This window comes from Rothia sp. HMSC069D01 (assembly GCF_001810135.1).
Lineage (GTDB): Bacteria > Actinomycetota > Actinomycetes > Actinomycetales > Micrococcaceae > Rothia.
In genome coordinates, this window is the sequence record NZ_KV800093.1 from 1 (window position 1) to 14966 (window position 14966).

A 14966-nucleotide genomic window follows, 5' to 3' on the forward strand; every position below is an offset into this window, starting at 1 on the left:
TTTAATGCGTCCAAGTTTCGGGGCGCAGTTCACTGATCGAGGCACCCTCCGGGGCTTTCTCACGCCGAGTATCCGGGTTCGCCAGATACTGTGACTATGCCAGGTACAGCGGGTTAGCCGCGCATACCCTCAACCGGGGACATGCGAGCCGAACGAGCCGCCGGCAGAGCCGAAGCCAGCATCGCGGCAAGCACACCCACAATGAGGATGACCACGTACCAGACGTACGGCAGGTCAAGCACGAGCGGGGCGGAAGCACTCATGGAAGACATAATAATCTGCGCAGAGAGGCTACCAATCACCGCACCGGAAACCATACCGAGCACCACTGCGGCGAGCGTAATCAGAATCGCCTCAATGGAAATCATACGGCGCAGCTGCTTGCGGGACAGACCCAGCGAGCGGAGCATCGCGTTCTCGCGGCGGCGTTCGTTGACCGACAGGGTCATCGTGTTCGCCACACCAATAATCGAGATGACCACTGCGAGCATGAGCATCACCAGGGTGAAGGTCAGCATAACGGTCAGCAACTGGTCGTAGGTCTGACGTTCCTGCAAGCCACCGGTGAAGGAGCTGTCCGGGCTGGCTCGGTTCAGGTCAGCCTGCAGGGTCGCGTTCTCGCTACTGGTCAGCGGGGAGGCGGCGCGCACCAGAACGACGGTGTCGTTACCGGTTGCCTGGCTGGTGACGGTCAGACGTGCTGCCTTCGTCTGAGCTTCCTGGTCACCGCTGGCGATTGCTTCTTCCATGCGCTTCTGAGCTTCCTCAGCGGCGGGGTTGGCAACCTTCTGCGGGTTCTTGGCGTCCTGCAGCTTGGCGGCGGTGGCAGGGTTGACGATCAGCAGGTTCTGCTTGGTTGCGGACTTGACGGGTTTGAGTTCCACTTCGCCGAGCGGGCCGTGTGCCTTCAGACGACTGGACTCATTCAATCCAGCGGACTTCCAGAGGCCCTGCGGTACGAGCACGGTGTCATCCGCAAGGTTCGAGTTTTCGCCCGGCAGGATTGCCTTCAAATCGGAGGAGCTCAGCGCCACCAGGTCGGAATTCTGGTTGGCGGTCTGTCCCTCGTATTCGACGGTGTAGTCAACCACACCGGCTGCGTAACCGACGGCGGATGCCTGAACGTTCTTAATACCCTTGACCTTGGAGGCGATTTCCTCCGCCTTGGTCACGGTGGAGGCAGCCTCGGATTGGTCATACGAGCTGTACTTCGCCTGCGCAGAAATCGGGTACTGCTGGTCCAGGGCCTTGGTCAGCGAGGCGCTCAGCACCGAGTAACCGGTCAGCACAGTCGACACAACCAGGGTACCCACCAGCACGGCACGACCGGTGGAGACGGTGCGCTTGGGCGAACGCAGCGCGTTGGCGAGCGCGAGCTTGCCGGTCTGGGTGCGGGTGACCTTACCGAGGGCACGTACCAGCGGGGGCAGCACCAGCGGGGTGAGGAGGAAGACCGCAATACCGAGCAGCAGCGCGGCCCCCATCATGAAGGCAATGGCCTTATTGCCGGCTCCCTCACCGGAACCCTGGTTCTGAGCCAGCATAGTCAGACCGATACCTGCGGCACCGAAGACCAGACCCAGGATCGGGCCGACCTTGCCGGGCTTGCGCACCTCAAGGTTGGTGTGCTCGCTCATCGCGCTGATGGGCGAGATGCGCAGGGCGCTTCGTGCCGGGGAGAGCGACGCCAGAACCGTCACGAGGGTGCAGAGGAGCACACTCACCAGGATCGGGGTAATCGAGTACGAAATCATGATGGTGGTCAGGTTCGCACCAACCAGCGCGCCAACCGGGAAGGTCAGCAGTGCACCGATGAGGGAGAACACCACGCCCACGGTAATGGATTCGACGAGTAGCATCCGTACGAGGGAGCCGCCGCGGGCGCCGAGGGTGCGCAGCAGAGCCAGTTCACGGATGCGCTGGCCGACCAGCACCGCGAAGGTGTTGGAGATGACGAACGAGGAGACCAGCAGAGCCAGTGCCGCGAAGGCGCCCAGAACCACGCTAATGGAGGTGAAGACCGTGGAGATGGTCTTCTGGTAGTCTTCCAGCAGCTTCTGACCGGTCATGACGCGCGGGTCGTTCTTGGTGTCGCCGCTGCTGAGGGTATCCTGCAGGCTCTTGAGTTTGGCGTCGGTTACGCCGTCCTTGAACTTGAGGTAGATGAGGTTCGCGCCAGCCATGCTTCGGTAGCCTGCCGCGGAGCTCTTGTTTTCTGTCTCGGCTGCTTTCAGGGTGGCTTCGCCGAGGCTGGTGCCGCCAATGAAGACAGCCTGATTGGTGGTGGAGCCTTCAAAACCGGGGTCGAACAGACCGACGACGGTGTATTCGGCGGTCTTATCAGTACCGGGGGCGCTGACGGATTCCACAACGTCGGTACTGGTGACCTTGCCGTTCAGCGAGAGGTTGTGCTTCTTCGCGAAGTAGGTAGAGACCATGATTTCGTGGTCGCTACTGGGGATTTTACCCTGCACCTTGTACGGGAAGAGGCTCGAGTCGGCGGGCAGCTGGTTGTACTGCACGAGGGTTTTCTGATCGCCGGTACCGAGCGCACCTGAAACGGCATACTGTACCCAGTAGCCGGAGAGCAGGTCGCTCTTTTCTACTTTCTGAATCTGGTCACGAGTCAGGTAGATAGAGGTGCTGTCTTTACCGTCGCTGGTTGTAGCGGCGGAGGCGACGACCGCCTCGGCGCGGGAGAGCACGTCACCAACGGAGGAATTGACGGTCGCCTGCAACGAGTTGGTGAGCATCATAATGGCGGCGATAAAGAAGGATGAGATCGCGATGCCTATGCCCGTGAGAATGTATTTTCCTTTGGAGGCGCGCAGATTGGAGCGCGCCACCGTGTTCAGTGTGGTTGCCACGGCTTATCGACCTTCCAGCTGTGCCATTGCGCCGAGCACGGCGTCGTAGGTGGGTTCGATCATTTCGCCGGCGACCATGCCGTCCTTGATGAAGACCACGCGGTCTGCGTAGGAGGCGGCGTTTGCGTCGTGGGTGACCATGAGGATGGTCTGTGCGTGATCGGTTGCGGCGGCACGTAGCAGGCGCAGCACCTCGGCGCCGGAGTTGGAGTCGAGGTTACCGGTCGGTTCGTCGGCGAAGACCACTTCGGGGCGTGCGAGCAGTGCACGCACGATGGCGACGCGCTGCTGCTGACCGCCGGAGAGCTGTTCGGGGCGGTGGTCGAGGCGGGTTTCCAGGCCGAGGGTCTTAACCAGGTAGTCGCGCCACTGCGGGTCCGGCTTCTTACCGGCGAGACCCAGGGGCAGGTCAATGTTCTGGCCCGCGGTGAGGGTGGGCACCAGGTTGAACGCCTGGAAGATGAAGCCGATGTGTTCGCGGCGGAATTCGGTGAGGGCGTTGTCCTTCAGACCGAAGAGCTCGGTACCACCAATACGAATCGAGGTTGCCGGGTTCGGGTCGGGGGTGTCCAGGGTTGCGATGGTCTGCATCAGCGTGGACTTACCCGAGCCGGAGGGGCCCATAATAGCGGTGAACTTGCCCTGCTCAAAGTCGACGGAGACGTTGTTGAGGGCGTGGACGGTGGCTTCACCCATGCCGTAGGTTTTGGAAAGGTTTCGTGCGGAGACGGCGGGCTGTGCCGTCTGTGCGTGAGGAGTTGTCGTAGTCATAGTTCAATTATTTCACGCAGTATGGCGCTGACTACAGGGTTTTTCTCATCCTCCAGGTTGATTTTGGCGGGTGTTCACCGGGTCTTGACCTGCGGATGCGAAGATTCCCCACTCATTCCACGGGCTGAGGTGAGCCTGAGGCGGGCTGGGTGGGGCGCCGGCATCATCCTTAAGTATGAGTGGTCGCTCAACCGGTGTTCTCACCCTGCGTCCTTACCCCGCACCCCTACCCCCCGTATCCCTACCTCGCTTCTCTGCCCGCGCCTACACCTATATATGTATGCGAAAAAGCCCCCGGCTCCTCCCCCATCTGGGTGGGGAAGCCGAGGGCTTTCATACGCTATTCGCTATTGCAGAAGCAACTGTTATGCCTTGGGTGCTTCGTAGCGGGGGAACACCGGTGCGGGTGCGGGCAGTTCGGTGCCGGGCACGAGCGCGGTGCCGAGGGCTGCGAACTGGCGTGCGTCGCCTTCGGGTACGCCGAGCAGGGTCAGCAGCTTGGCGGTTGCGTCGGGCATGACGGGCTGCAGCAGCAGGGCAACCTGGCGTACGACCTCGAGGGTCACGTACAGCACGGTGTTCATGCGGTCGAGTTCGCCGTTCTTGCGCAGGGTCCAGGGTTCCTGCTCTGCGAAGTAGGCGTTGGTGTCTGCGAGGACGGTCCAGATGCGCTCGAGTGCACGGTGGAATGCCTGCTCGTCGAAGTCTGCACGGACGGGCTCGTAGAGGGCTGCCGCCTGGTCGAGGATCTGGCGGTCAGCTTCGGTGAATTCGCCGTGGGCGGGGACGGCACCGCCGCAGTTCTTGGCGACCATGGACAGAGAACGCTGGGCGAGGTTGCCGAGGTTGTTTGCCAGGTCGGAGTTGATGCGGTTGATGATGGACTCTTCGGAGTAGGAGCCGTCCTGACCGAAGGACACTTCACGCATGAGGAAGAAGCGCACCGCGTCCAGGCCGAACGCGTCGACGAGGTTTGCGGGGTCGACGACGTTACCGACGGACTTGGACATCTTCTCGCCGTTGACGAGCAGGAAGCCGTGGCCGAACACGCGCTTGGGCAGTTCGATTCCGGCAGACCACAGGAATGCGGGCCAGTAGATGGAGTGGAATCGGGTGATGTCCTTGCCGATGAGGTGCAGGTCGGCGGGCCAGTACTTGGCGAACAGTTCGTTGTCGGTGTCGGGGTAGCCGAGGCCGGTGATGTAGTTGGTGAGGGCGTCGACCCACACGTACATGACGTGCTTGTCGTTGCCGGGTACGGGTACGCCCCAGTCGAAGGTGGTGCGGGAGATGGACAGGTCGTTGAGGCCGCCCTTGACGAAGGAAATCAGTTCGTTGCGGCGGGATTCGGGGTAGACGAAGCCTTCGTTGGCGTAGAGTTCGAGGAGCTTGTCGCCGTACTTGGAGAGGCGGAAGAAGTAGGATTCTTCTTCGGTCCATTCGACTTCGGTGCCGGTGGCGATGGCGTAGCGCTGACCGTCGCGTACTTCGGTTTCGTCTTCTGCGTAGTAGGCTTCGTCGCGTACGGAGTACCAGCCGGCGTACTTGTCGAGGTAGATGTCGCCGTTTTCTTCCATGCGCTTCCAGATGGCCTGGGATGCGACGTAGTGGTCGGGGTCGGTGGTGCGGATGAAGCGGTCGTAGCTGATGTTCAGCGCGTCGTTCATTGCTTTGAAGCGTGCGGAGTTCTCGTCGGCGAGTTCTTTGGCGGTCTTACCGAGCTTTTCGGCGGTGGTCTGCATCTTCTGGCCGTGCTCGTCGGTGCCGGTCATGAAGCGCACGTCGAAGCCGTCGAGGCGCTTGAAGCGGGCTAGCACGTCGGCTGCGATGGTTTCGTAGGCGTGGCCGATGTGCGGGTTGCCATTGGGGTAGGAGATGGCGGTGGTGATGTAGAACGGAGTTGCAGTCATAACTTTCAGTTTACCGCAGTCTTAGGCGCGACTCTCACCGGGGTTACACTCTGATACGCGGTGGCTCATTGTTTGCGGGGTGGAGGCTGCCACGCAACAGGCTAAACCGCGACAGCCTCCCCGCCCCAGTTCTCTAGGCACGGGGCGCACACCCAAACCACGAACCACCCGCGGCGGGATTAGCTCGAGGTTCGGCACCCTCCTCGCTCCTACAGGGGCACCCGCCCTCGCTTCGCTTCGGGCACCCTGATGTCGCTACGGAGGCCACCGAAACCTCCATGCACCCGCCAGATTGCGTATAGGCGTGCCCACCGGGAAGCTACGTTTTCCGGAAGCGCCCTCAGGGTGTCACACGGACGCTCTTCCGCAGCGAAGCAAGGAGGGGCGGAGCGTCCGGGTGACGGGTGCCCCTGCGTAGGCGCGGAGGAAACATGTAGCGCACCCCGTAGTCTTGGGAGACGCGAGGTACCCACCCACCCAATCCCTGCAGGAGCAAAGAGGATAATATGCACCTCAAGCCAGAAAAACCATAAAATTCGGGGAACGCAAAAATCCCGCCGATTCCGAAGAATCAGCGGGATTTCCTGTGAAGTGCGCCCCCTGGGACTCGAACCCAGAACCCATTGATTAAGAGTCAATTGCTCTGCCAATTGAGCTAGAGGCGCTTATTTGTTTTTCAAGGTTTCCCTTGCAACAAGTAAATACTATACGGCATTTTGTGAGTGCCCGCAACTCGATTAAGCATGAAATGCATCACATATTTGTTGAGTGTTGTTGTTCAGCTTGAAACAGCAAGAATCCGGCGCCCACCTCCTCCCCTGTGCGGGATGAGAGGTGGAACGCCGGATTCTTAGAAAGCTATTGCTGAGCTACCACTTAGCGAGCGACCGAACCTTCGGTGTAGTCGTCGTCAGCGGTGTTCCAGGAGAACAGCTCGCGCAGCTTGCGGCCGGTTGCCTCGATGGGGTGTGCCTCGCCCTTTGCGCGCAGTTCCTTGAACTCGGGTGCGCCTGCAGCCTGGTCTTCCATGAAGCGCTTTGCAAAGTTGCCGTTCTGGATGTCTGCCAGGACAGCCTTCATGTTTTCCTTGACCTCGGGGGAAATCACGCGGGGGCCGGAGACGTAGTCGCCGTACTCTGCGGTGTCGGAGATGGACCAACGCTGCTTAGCGATGCCGCCCTCGATCATCAGGTCAACGATGAGCTTGAGCTCGTGCAGGACCTCGAAGTATGCGATTTCGGGCTGGTAGCCAGCTTCGGTCAGAACCTCAAAGCCGTACTGGACGAGCTGGGAGGTGGAGCCGCAGAGAACTGCCTGCTCACCGAACAGGTCGGACTCGGTCTCTTCGGTGAAGGTGGTCTTGATGACGCCTGCACGGGTTGCACCCAGTGCCTTTGCGTAGGACAGTGCCAGTGCGAGTGCTTCGCCGGATGCGTCCTTCTCGACTGCAACCAGGGCGGGAACGCCACGGCCTGCTTCGTATTCGCGGCGGACGGTGTGGCCGGGGCCCTTGGGGGCGACCATTGCCACGTCGACACCCTCGGGTGCGGTGATGTAGCCGAAGCGGATGTTGAAGCCGTGTGCGAAGAACAGTGCGTTGCCGGGCTTGAGGTTCGGCTCGATGCTCTCTGCGTAGACCTTTGCCTGGACCTGGTCCGGGGTCAGGATCATGATGACGTCTGCTTCTGCTGCTGCTTCTGCAACGGTTGCGACGCGCAGGCCTTCTGCCTCAGCCTTGGCGCGGGACTTGGAGCCCTCGGACAGACCGACGATGACCTTCACGCCGGAGTCACGCAGGTTCAGTGCGTGTGCGTGGCCCTGGGAGCCGTAGCCGATAACTGCTACGGTGCGACCCTGGATCAGGGAGAGGTCTGCGTCGTCGTTGTAGAAAATGGTTGCTGCCATTTCTTCTCCTCAGTAAGTTTGGTATGCGGCCCAGGCTGGGCTCAACATTGACTATTCTACTTGATAGCTTTTGGGGTGCAGGTTTACGAGAGTACTTCTCAGATTTTGGCTGGAAGTATTTGTGCCCTGCATGGTCGGGGGTACAGGGGTTTACTGTACCGGGGTTTACCATATCTGGCGCTCCCCCGCCCGCACTGCGAATACGTGTGTTTCGGTTGTGCGGGCGGGAGAACTGCTACGGGAATGTAGCGTCAGGTATTTTGTGCTAGATACGTTCGCTCATGGCGCGGGGGCCACGAGTGAGGGCGATAGTGCCGGCGCGAACAATTTCGCGAACGCCGTAGGGTTCGAGAACGTCCAGCAGTGCGTTGAGCTTCTCCTCAGAACCGGTTGCCTCGATGACAAGGGACTCGGGGGAAACGTCAATCACGGATGCACGGAACAGGTCAGCTGCCTGAACGATCTGCAGGCGGACTACGGGGTCTGCCTTGACCTTGATCAGGATGTGGTCGCGCTGGGTGGAGGAGTCGGCGGGAAGCTCGACGACCTTCAGCACGTGAACAAGCTTGTTCAGCTGCTTGGTGATCTGCTCGATGGTGTGAGCGTCACCCTCGGTCACGACGGTGATGCGGGAGACACCGGGGTTTTCGGTGGGGCCCACAGCCAGGGAGAGGATGTTGAACAGGCGGCGGGAGAACAGGCCGGAGACGCGGGTGAGAACGCCCGGCTTATCTTCTACCAGAACGGACAGAGTGTGCTGAGACATTAGTTCTCTCCCTCACGATCGAACTCGGGCGAAGTGTTCTTCGCAATCCAAATCTTGTCATTAGATACGCCTGCCGGGACCATGGGCCAGACGAGGGCGTGGGGGCTGACGGTGAAGTCAATGACCACGGGGCGGTCGTTGATTTCGAGGGCAGCCTTGATGGTTGCGTCCACGTCTTCGTCGCGTTCGCAGCGGAAGGTTGCGCAGCCGTATGCTTCGCCGAGCTTGACGAAGTCGGGGATGCGTATGGTGCCGTGGCCGTCCTTCAGGTCGGTGTTGGAGTAGCGCTCGTTGTAGAACAGAGTCTGCCACTGGCGCACCATGCCGAGGGAGGAGTTGTTGATGATGGCAACCTTGATGGGGATGTTGTTCTGTGCGCAGGTGACCAGCTCCTGGTTGGTCATCTGGAAGCAGCCGTCGCCGTCGATAATCCACACGGTGGATTCGGGGTGTGCGACCTTTGCGCCCATACCTGCGGGCACGCCGTAGCCCATGGTGCCGAGGCCTGCGGAGCTGATGAAGTGGCGGGGGCTTTCCTGCTGGATGTAGTGTGCGCCCCACATCTGGTGCTGGCCAACGCCGGTGACATAGTATGCGTCGGGGCCGGTGAGGGCGCTGATGCGCTCGAGAACGTACTCGGGCGAGCCGAGGCCGTCGTTGGGCTTCTCGTAGCCGAGCGGGTAGTCCTTGCGGATTGCGTTGAGCTCGTTCCACCATTCGGTGAGGTTCGGCAGCTGCTGTGCGAACTCGGTGGAGAGCAGGTCGGTCAGCTCGGGCAGGACGTACTTGAGGTCGCCGACGATCGGCACGTCTGCGAAGCGGATCTTCGAGATTTCTGCCGGGTCAACGTCAATGTGGATGACCTTAGCTTCGGGTGCGAAGGAGTCGAGCTTACCGGTGACGCGGTCGTCGAAGCGTGCGCCGAGGGTGATGAGCAGGTCAGACTTCTGCATTGCGGCGACGGCGGGGACGGTGCCGTGCATACCGGGCATGCCGAGGTTCTGCGGGTCGGAGTCCGGGAACGCGCCGATTGCGTTGAGGGTGGTGACGACGGGTGCGCCGATGAGCTTAGCCAGCTTGTGGAACTCTTCGGAGGCACCGGAGCGTACCAGGCCACCGCCGACGTAGAAGACGGGGTGCTTGGATTCGGTGATGAACTTTGCAGCTTCGTGAATCTGCTTGGAGTGGCCGCGGGTGACGGGGGTGTAGCCGCGCAGCTCCAGGTCTTCGGGGATGCCGCGGTATTCCATCATGCCGACCTGTGCGTCCTTGGTGACGTCCACGAGCACGGGGCCGGGGCGGCCGGTGGATGCAATGTGGAATGCTGCAGCCAGTGCGCGGGGGATGTCCTGCGGGTCGGTGATCATGAAGGAGTGCTTGGAGATGGGCATCGCCATGCCGACGATGTCAGCTTCCTGGAATGCGTCAGAGCCCAGCAGCTTGGTGGACACCTGGCCGGTGATTGCAACCAGGGGGATGGAGTCCATGTTTGCGTCTGCGATTGCGGTCAGCAGGTTGGTTGCGCCGGGGCCGGAGGTTGCAATGCACACGCCGGTCTTGCCGCTGGACACTGCGTAGCCCTGAGCGGCGTGGCCTGCACCCTGCTCGTGGCGGACCAGGATGTGGCGGACCTTCTTGGAATCGTACAGGGGGTCATAGGTCGGCAGAATGGCTCCACCAGGCAGGCCGAATACGTCAGTCACACCCAGGTCTTCGAGGGTGCGGACGATTGCCTGAGAACCGGTCATGCGTTCTGCGGGAGCGTTTGCCGCGTCATCAGAAGTGGAAAATCCCATAGTCATGGAAATGCCTCGTGTCTTAATGGTTCTTCGTTGTACTCAATGTTCTGCGTGGGGTTTGTGTGATCCTCACGCATCCTATGCCCGGGGGTACCAAGCTATAAAAAATGCCCCTCGCTGTTGGTGGTAGCGGTAGGGGCGCTCAGTCGCAGTGAATAGACCCTGCCACTCGCCCTAGGCGACGTCGACAAGGTTTAGAATTCGCTGGAACATTGCTGTCTTCACCCTTCTATGGTGCGCCCCAAGAGGGGGTGAGTCAAATCTCTATCGGGCAACACACCCGTTTTTGTTCATAAAGGCGCAGGTCGGATACTTTCTTTCATGATGTGGACACATTGCACTTGTTTACACATTCCCACGTGTTCATTTGAACAGGTGAGAAAAACTCGCATTTTTGGACGTCATGGCGCGTAATATGTGCGAATACTCGTGACCTTCGTTGGTTGCCCCGGTAGACTGATGCTATGACCGAACCGATTATCACGGTCGCTGATGAGCTGACCGAAGCAAGTAAGTACGCAGAGGTTATCGACCCCCGTAACTCTGTTGAGAGTAGCGAGTTTTTGACGGGTGAGGAACTCATTCGGGTTCTGCACCCGGTTTTTGACGAGCAGATTATTAATTACGGTGCATACAATTTGGTGTATGCGACGGGCCGTGCGGTTTACCGTAATCCTGATTTGGCGTTGCATCAGTCTCCTGATCAGCAGCATTTCATTGTGGGTTATCAGGATGCGCCTGATGAGGTGATTATTGCTCCGGTGAATTTGCCGGCGTTGACGCCTGCGGGTACGGCTACGACGATTGATAATACGAATGCGCTGCATGCGTATCGTGTGGGTGATGATGCGGTGACAATCGAGTCGGTGAATGGTAGCTCGTTTTATCTGTCGTTTGAGGATAATGCTGAGGTTGCGACTCGTTTTGGCGTTGGCTTGTTGGAGCAGGGTAAGGACGTGGAGGATTTCCGCGAGTTTGTGACGCGGATTTGGCCGGTCCTGTAATTGAGACTTTTCGTGTGGAAAGCCCGCCGCAACCCTTTGGGGTTGCGGCGGGCTTTCGCATGCCTACACCTGGCTATGTTGGACGCTTGAGGGGCGGTGCACGTCCTCGCTCCTACAGGGGCACCCGCCCTCGCTTCGCTTCGGGCACCCTGATGTCGCTACGGACGACACCGACGCCTCTGCGCGCAACTGACTAGCTACCTCGCAAGAGGCAAAAAGCGACAGCTCTCCCCCGCCCACACGCAAAACACCAACCACCAAGCAACAGGCCAAAAAGGCGACAGCCCTCCCCCGCCACAGTTCGCTAGGCACGGGGCGCACACGAAACCCCCGCGCACCCCAACGAACCGGCGGGATTCCACGAACCCCTGAACCACAGACACACAGGGGTATAGATATTCCCCGCCGCGACATCAGGGTGTCCGAGCTCTGCGAGGACAGGTCCCCTGTAGGAGCAAGGGGAAATATCTACACCCCCTCAAAACTGTATTCACGAGGGAACGCAAAAATCCCGCCGATTCCGAAGAATCAGCGGGATTTCCTGTGAAGTGCGCCCCCTGGGACTCGAACCCAGAACCCATTGATTAAGAGTCAATTGCTCTGCCAATTGAGCTAGAGGCGCTTATTTGTTTTTCAAGGTTTCCCTTGCAACAGAAAAATACTATACGCGAGTTTTCATGGTGTGCGCAAGTTGATTCAGGGTGAGCCTGGACACATTATTTGGGTGGGGTGTGTGGGACACTAGACTGTGTGTATTGCACGGGGCGCGCCCGCGTCCCTCCCCTTTTCTTGATACCTATTGTTGTTTTGAGGAGTTATTGATGAGCGTTCGTCTTGAGCCGGGTGTCCCGGCGCCTGCTTTTTCGCTGGTTGATTCGGCTGGTGTTACTCATAGTTTGAGTGATTATGCGGGCAGCAAGGTGATTTTGTATTTTTACCCGAAGGCTTCTACTCCGGGTTGCACTAAGGAGGCGTGCGATTTCCGCGATAATTTGGCGTCGTTGAAGTCGTTGGGTTACGTGGTGTTGGGTGTTTCTCCGGATTCGCCGGCGGCTATTGCCCGTTTTGTGGAGAAGGAGTCGTTGACGTTCCCGCTGCTGTCTGATGCTGATCATGCGGTGGCTGAGGCGTATGGTGCGTGGGGTGAGAAGAAGAATTACGGCAAGGTGTATGAGGGCCTGATTCGTTCGACGTTTGTGATTGATGAGCAGGGTGTTATTTCTGTGGCTCAGTACAATGTGCGTGCGACGGGTCATGTGGCGAAGCTGCGTCGTGATTTGGGTATTGACCCGAAGTAGGGTCGTGTTTTCTGTGCTCGGGTAGCGCGAGGGGCGGCGGCGCTGTGTAGCACCTCCGTGTGGGGGCTGTTGTTCGGCGTGTTTGCGGGCTTTTTGCCCTATGGGCGCTTCTTTTAAGGCTTGGAGAACCTTGGTTCCTGGTGTACACTAATTTCTTGTTGCCTCAGACGCATGCATCTTCGGATGTGGGGTGACGCTGCGCGCGAGTGGTGAAATTGGCAGACACGCAGGATTTAGGTTCCTGTGCCTTATGGCGTGGGGGTTCAAGTCCCCCCTCGCGCACACACATTTACATTGGGCCCGCCGTCACGGTTTTCGTGGCGGCGGGTTTTCTTGTATGTGCCTTACCGGGGTGGGTGTGTCTCGCCCGGTTGGGTGTTGAACCGTTATCCTGAGAGATAAGCATCCGCGACGGAAGAGAGGACCCTCCCGTGCAGCATCAGCCTTATGCATCGTCAGCTGTTGGCAATTCTGATGCGCTGTTGCGAGCCACTGCCGGCTCGAGTGGCTTGAGTCGACGCGCCGTTTTGCGTTTTGGCGCGCTTTTTAGTGCTGGTTTGGCACTTTCTGCGTGTTCTGGTCAGTCTTCTGCTGGTTCTTCGGCGAGTGCGAGCGCGTCGTCTGCTGATGCGCGTCGTGTGTTCCGTTTTGCGCAGGGTGCTGCTCCGTTGGGTTTGGATCCGGCGTTGTTTCCTGTGGCGAGTACATATCAGGTGACGGCGCAGGTTTTGCAGACGTTGTTGGTGGCGAATCATTACACGGGTGATCCTGAGGTTCAGGATTCTTTGTGTAGTGCGTGGACGGTTTCTAATGACCGTTTGACGCATACGTTTGTGTTGCGTGAGGCGCATTTTAGTAACGGTGCTGCGTTGACTGCGGATGCTGTGGTGCAGAATTTCCAGAGGTGGCAGGCGTTGGCTACGGGTGAGGGTACTGCTGCTTTGGCGGTGCCTGCTCAGCCTTTGTTTGCGTGGGGTTTTGGTGTGCCGAAGCCGGGTTCTATTGATCCTTCGGCGGTGGAGCCTGCGCCTGTTCAGGCGTCTCCGTCGGGTGCCGCGACTCCGTCTGCGAGTGCTTCTGAGACTGCTACCCCGAGCGCGTCTGCTTCCGCTACTGCTACCCCGAGCGCGTCTGCTTCTGCATCGGCTTCTGCGAGCGCTCATGCTGCTACTCAGCCGGATGATAAGAAGACCAGCAAGAAGGCGGATGCTCAGTCGTCTGCGGTGCAGTCGTTCTTGCCGCTGGTTTCGTCGGTGGTGGCGAAGGGCAACTCTGTGGTGGTGACGCTGTCGCGTCCTTCGTTGGCGTTCCCGCGTATCTTGACGCAGCAGGCGTTCGGCATTATTGACCCGTCGCTGTTTGGTTCTGATCAGAAGTTGACGGGTAACCCGGTGGGTACGGGTGCGTTCCTTGTGGATTCTTTCAAGGACGGCACGGTGCGTCTGCTGAAGAATACTCATTTTGACGGTCAGGCACCTGAGCTGGATGAGATTCAGATTTCGACCCTCACGTCGTCGGATAAGCGTTATTTTGCGCTGATGGAGGGTCACATTGATGCGTGTGATCAGGTGAATTCTTCTGATCTGGGTCAGTTGGCGCGTGATGGTTATCAGACGCCGGGCCGTGACCCGTTCTCGTTGGTGTATTTGAGCCTGAATACGGCGCATCCGGTGTTGAAGAATATTTCGGTGCGTCGCGCTATTTCGCATGCTGTGGATCGCGGTGCACTACGTCAGTATTATCCGCAGGGCACCTCAGATGCGCAGACGCTGATTTCGCCGTCGTTCCGCATTAAGGCTGATGACGCGAAGGATTACACGGACCGTAATCAGGATATGGCGCGCTCGCTGTTGGCGACTGCTGGGTACGACAATCAGGTGATTGAGTGTTACTACCCTGCCGATGTGTCTCTGCCGTGGATGGATACTCCGCAGAAGGTGTATTCGGAGATGGTGGCTTCGCTGATTGAGGTGGGTCTGAATATTAAGCCTGTGCCTCTGCCGTGGTCTGAGTATCTGTCGAAGAGCCGTGAGGTTTCTTCTGAGCGCGGTATTACCTTGGCGGGTTTCTACGGCATGTACCGTGACCCGTATGCGTTCTTTGGTCCGGTGTTGGCGCCGCTGATTGCTGAGCATCAGGTGCGTTCGTTGATTGCTTATGCGCCGTCGGATATGACGACTGGTTTGACAAAGAAGAGTTCTGAGGTGCCGTCGTCGGGTGGTGCGAATTCGAATGTGCGGATTTCTGCGACTCCGAGCCCGCAGCCGAGTTATTCGCCGGACCCGTTGACGCCTGAGGAGGAGGCTTCGGCTTCGGCTTCGCCGAGCCCGTCGGCGTCGCCTTCGCCGCAGCCTACTGCTGTGGCGGTGGCGCCGTCGCCTCGTTTTACTGAGATTTTGGAGGCGATTCGTACCGCGGACTCTGCCGATTCGGTGGATTCGCAGCGCGAGTTGTATGCGAAGGTTGTGTCTCAGTTGGGTCAGTTCATGCCGGCGGTTCCGTTGCTGAATGTGACGTCTAAGGTGGCGGTGAGCCGTGAGGTTCAGGGCTATCAGACGGAGCAGAATGCGATTGAGCTGTTCGGTAAGCTGCGTAAGTCTTAGCCTGTATATTTGATGGCTTGGTGAGGGGTGCATCCCGGTTGGG

9 protein-coding genes and 3 tRNA genes are annotated in these 14966 nt (G+C 59.2%); 4 read left to right on the top strand and 8 right to left on the bottom strand.

Annotation, left to right across the window (positions count from 1 at the left end; all coding sequences use genetic code 11):
* Positions 1-113 precede the first annotated feature (113 nt).
* The 7 genes from HMPREF2710_RS02715 to HMPREF2710_RS02745 all read right to left on the bottom strand — a co-directional run bounded on the left by HMPREF2710_RS02715 (position 114) and on the right by HMPREF2710_RS02745 (position 10021).
* On the bottom strand, positions 114-2867 hold the full coding sequence (locus tag HMPREF2710_RS02715; RefSeq protein WP_070599395.1) for an ABC transporter permease: 2754 nt from the start codon (positions 2865-2867) through the stop codon (positions 114-116).
* Between the two features lie 3 nt (positions 2868-2870).
* Positions 2871-3638, bottom strand: a complete 768-nt coding sequence (locus HMPREF2710_RS02720) for an ABC transporter ATP-binding protein (protein WP_012903286.1) — start codon at positions 3636-3638, stop codon at positions 2871-2873.
* Between the two features lie 365 nt (positions 3639-4003).
* Positions 4004-5548 (bottom strand): methionine--tRNA ligase, encoded by a 1545-nt coding sequence (gene metG, locus HMPREF2710_RS02725; RefSeq protein ID WP_070599397.1) that lies wholly within the window; start codon positions 5546-5548, stop codon positions 4004-4006.
* 592 nt (positions 5549-6140) lie between these two features.
* Positions 6141-6213: transfer RNA gene (locus HMPREF2710_RS02730), tRNA-Lys, on the bottom strand.
* 211 nt (positions 6214-6424) lie between these two features.
* Complete coding sequence (ilvC, locus tag HMPREF2710_RS02735) at positions 6425-7453, bottom strand: ketol-acid reductoisomerase (RefSeq protein WP_005505530.1); 1029 nt, start codon at positions 7451-7453, stop codon at positions 6425-6427.
* A gap of 265 nt (positions 7454-7718) precedes the next feature.
* On the bottom strand, positions 7719-8219 hold the full coding sequence (ilvN, locus tag HMPREF2710_RS02740) for an acetolactate synthase small subunit (RefSeq protein WP_049342147.1): 501 nt from the start codon (positions 8217-8219) through the stop codon (positions 7719-7721).
* Positions 8219-10021, bottom strand: coding sequence for an acetolactate synthase large subunit (locus tag HMPREF2710_RS02745; RefSeq protein WP_070599400.1), 1803 nt, complete (start codon positions 10019-10021; stop codon positions 8219-8221). Before HMPREF2710_RS02745 ends, ilvN begins: the two co-directional genes overlap by 1 nt.
* Positions 10022-10482: 461 nt before the next feature.
* On the opposite strand from HMPREF2710_RS02745, the gene HMPREF2710_RS02750 reads away from it, so the two are divergent.
* On the top strand, positions 10483-11022 hold the full coding sequence (locus HMPREF2710_RS02750; protein ID WP_070599402.1) for a hypothetical protein: 540 nt from the start codon (positions 10483-10485) through the stop codon (positions 11020-11022).
* Between the two features lie 549 nt (positions 11023-11571).
* On the opposite strand, the gene HMPREF2710_RS02755 is transcribed toward HMPREF2710_RS02750, so the two are convergent.
* Positions 11572-11644, bottom strand: a tRNA-Lys gene (locus tag HMPREF2710_RS02755).
* Between the two features lie 199 nt (positions 11645-11843).
* On the opposite strand from HMPREF2710_RS02755, the gene bcp reads away from it, so the two are divergent.
* From bcp to HMPREF2710_RS02770, 3 genes are all read left to right on the top strand, one after another.
* Complete coding sequence (gene bcp, locus HMPREF2710_RS02760; protein WP_049342150.1) at positions 11844-12320, top strand: thioredoxin-dependent thiol peroxidase; 477 nt, start codon at positions 11844-11846, stop codon at positions 12318-12320.
* Between the two features lie 200 nt (positions 12321-12520).
* Positions 12521-12602, top strand: a tRNA-Leu gene (locus tag HMPREF2710_RS02765).
* 149 nt (positions 12603-12751) lie between these two features.
* Entirely contained in the window at positions 12752-14923 is a 2172-nt protein-coding gene (locus tag HMPREF2710_RS02770; protein WP_070599404.1) for an ABC transporter substrate-binding protein, read from the top strand.
* The last annotated feature ends 43 nt before the right edge of the window (positions 14924-14966 follow it).

What these genes read in the sequence shown, in the direction of transcription:
- bcp (WP_049342150.1), top strand. Translation starts at nt 11,844, where the DNA reads ATGAGCGTTCGTCTTGAGCCGGGTGTCCCGGCGCCTGCTTTTTCGCTG.
- HMPREF2710_RS02750 (WP_070599402.1), top strand. Translation starts at nt 10,483, where the DNA reads ATGACCGAACCGATTATCACGGTCGCTGATGAGCTGACCGAAGCAAGT.
- metG (WP_070599397.1), bottom strand. Translation starts at nt 5,548, where the DNA reads ATGACTGCAACTCCGTTCTACATCACCACCGCCATCTCCTACCCCAAT.
- ilvC (WP_005505530.1), bottom strand. Translation starts at nt 7,453, where the DNA reads ATGGCAGCAACCATTTTCTACAACGACGACGCAGACCTCTCCCTGATC.
- ilvN (WP_049342147.1), bottom strand. Translation starts at nt 8,219, where the DNA reads ATGTCTCAGCACACTCTGTCCGTTCTGGTAGAAGATAAGCCGGGCGTT.
- HMPREF2710_RS02745 (WP_070599400.1), bottom strand. Translation starts at nt 10,021, where the DNA reads ATGACTATGGGATTTTCCACTTCTGATGACGCGGCAAACGCTCCCGCA.
- HMPREF2710_RS02720 (WP_012903286.1), bottom strand. Translation starts at nt 3,638, where the DNA reads ATGACTACGACAACTCCTCACGCACAGACGGCACAGCCCGCCGTCTCC.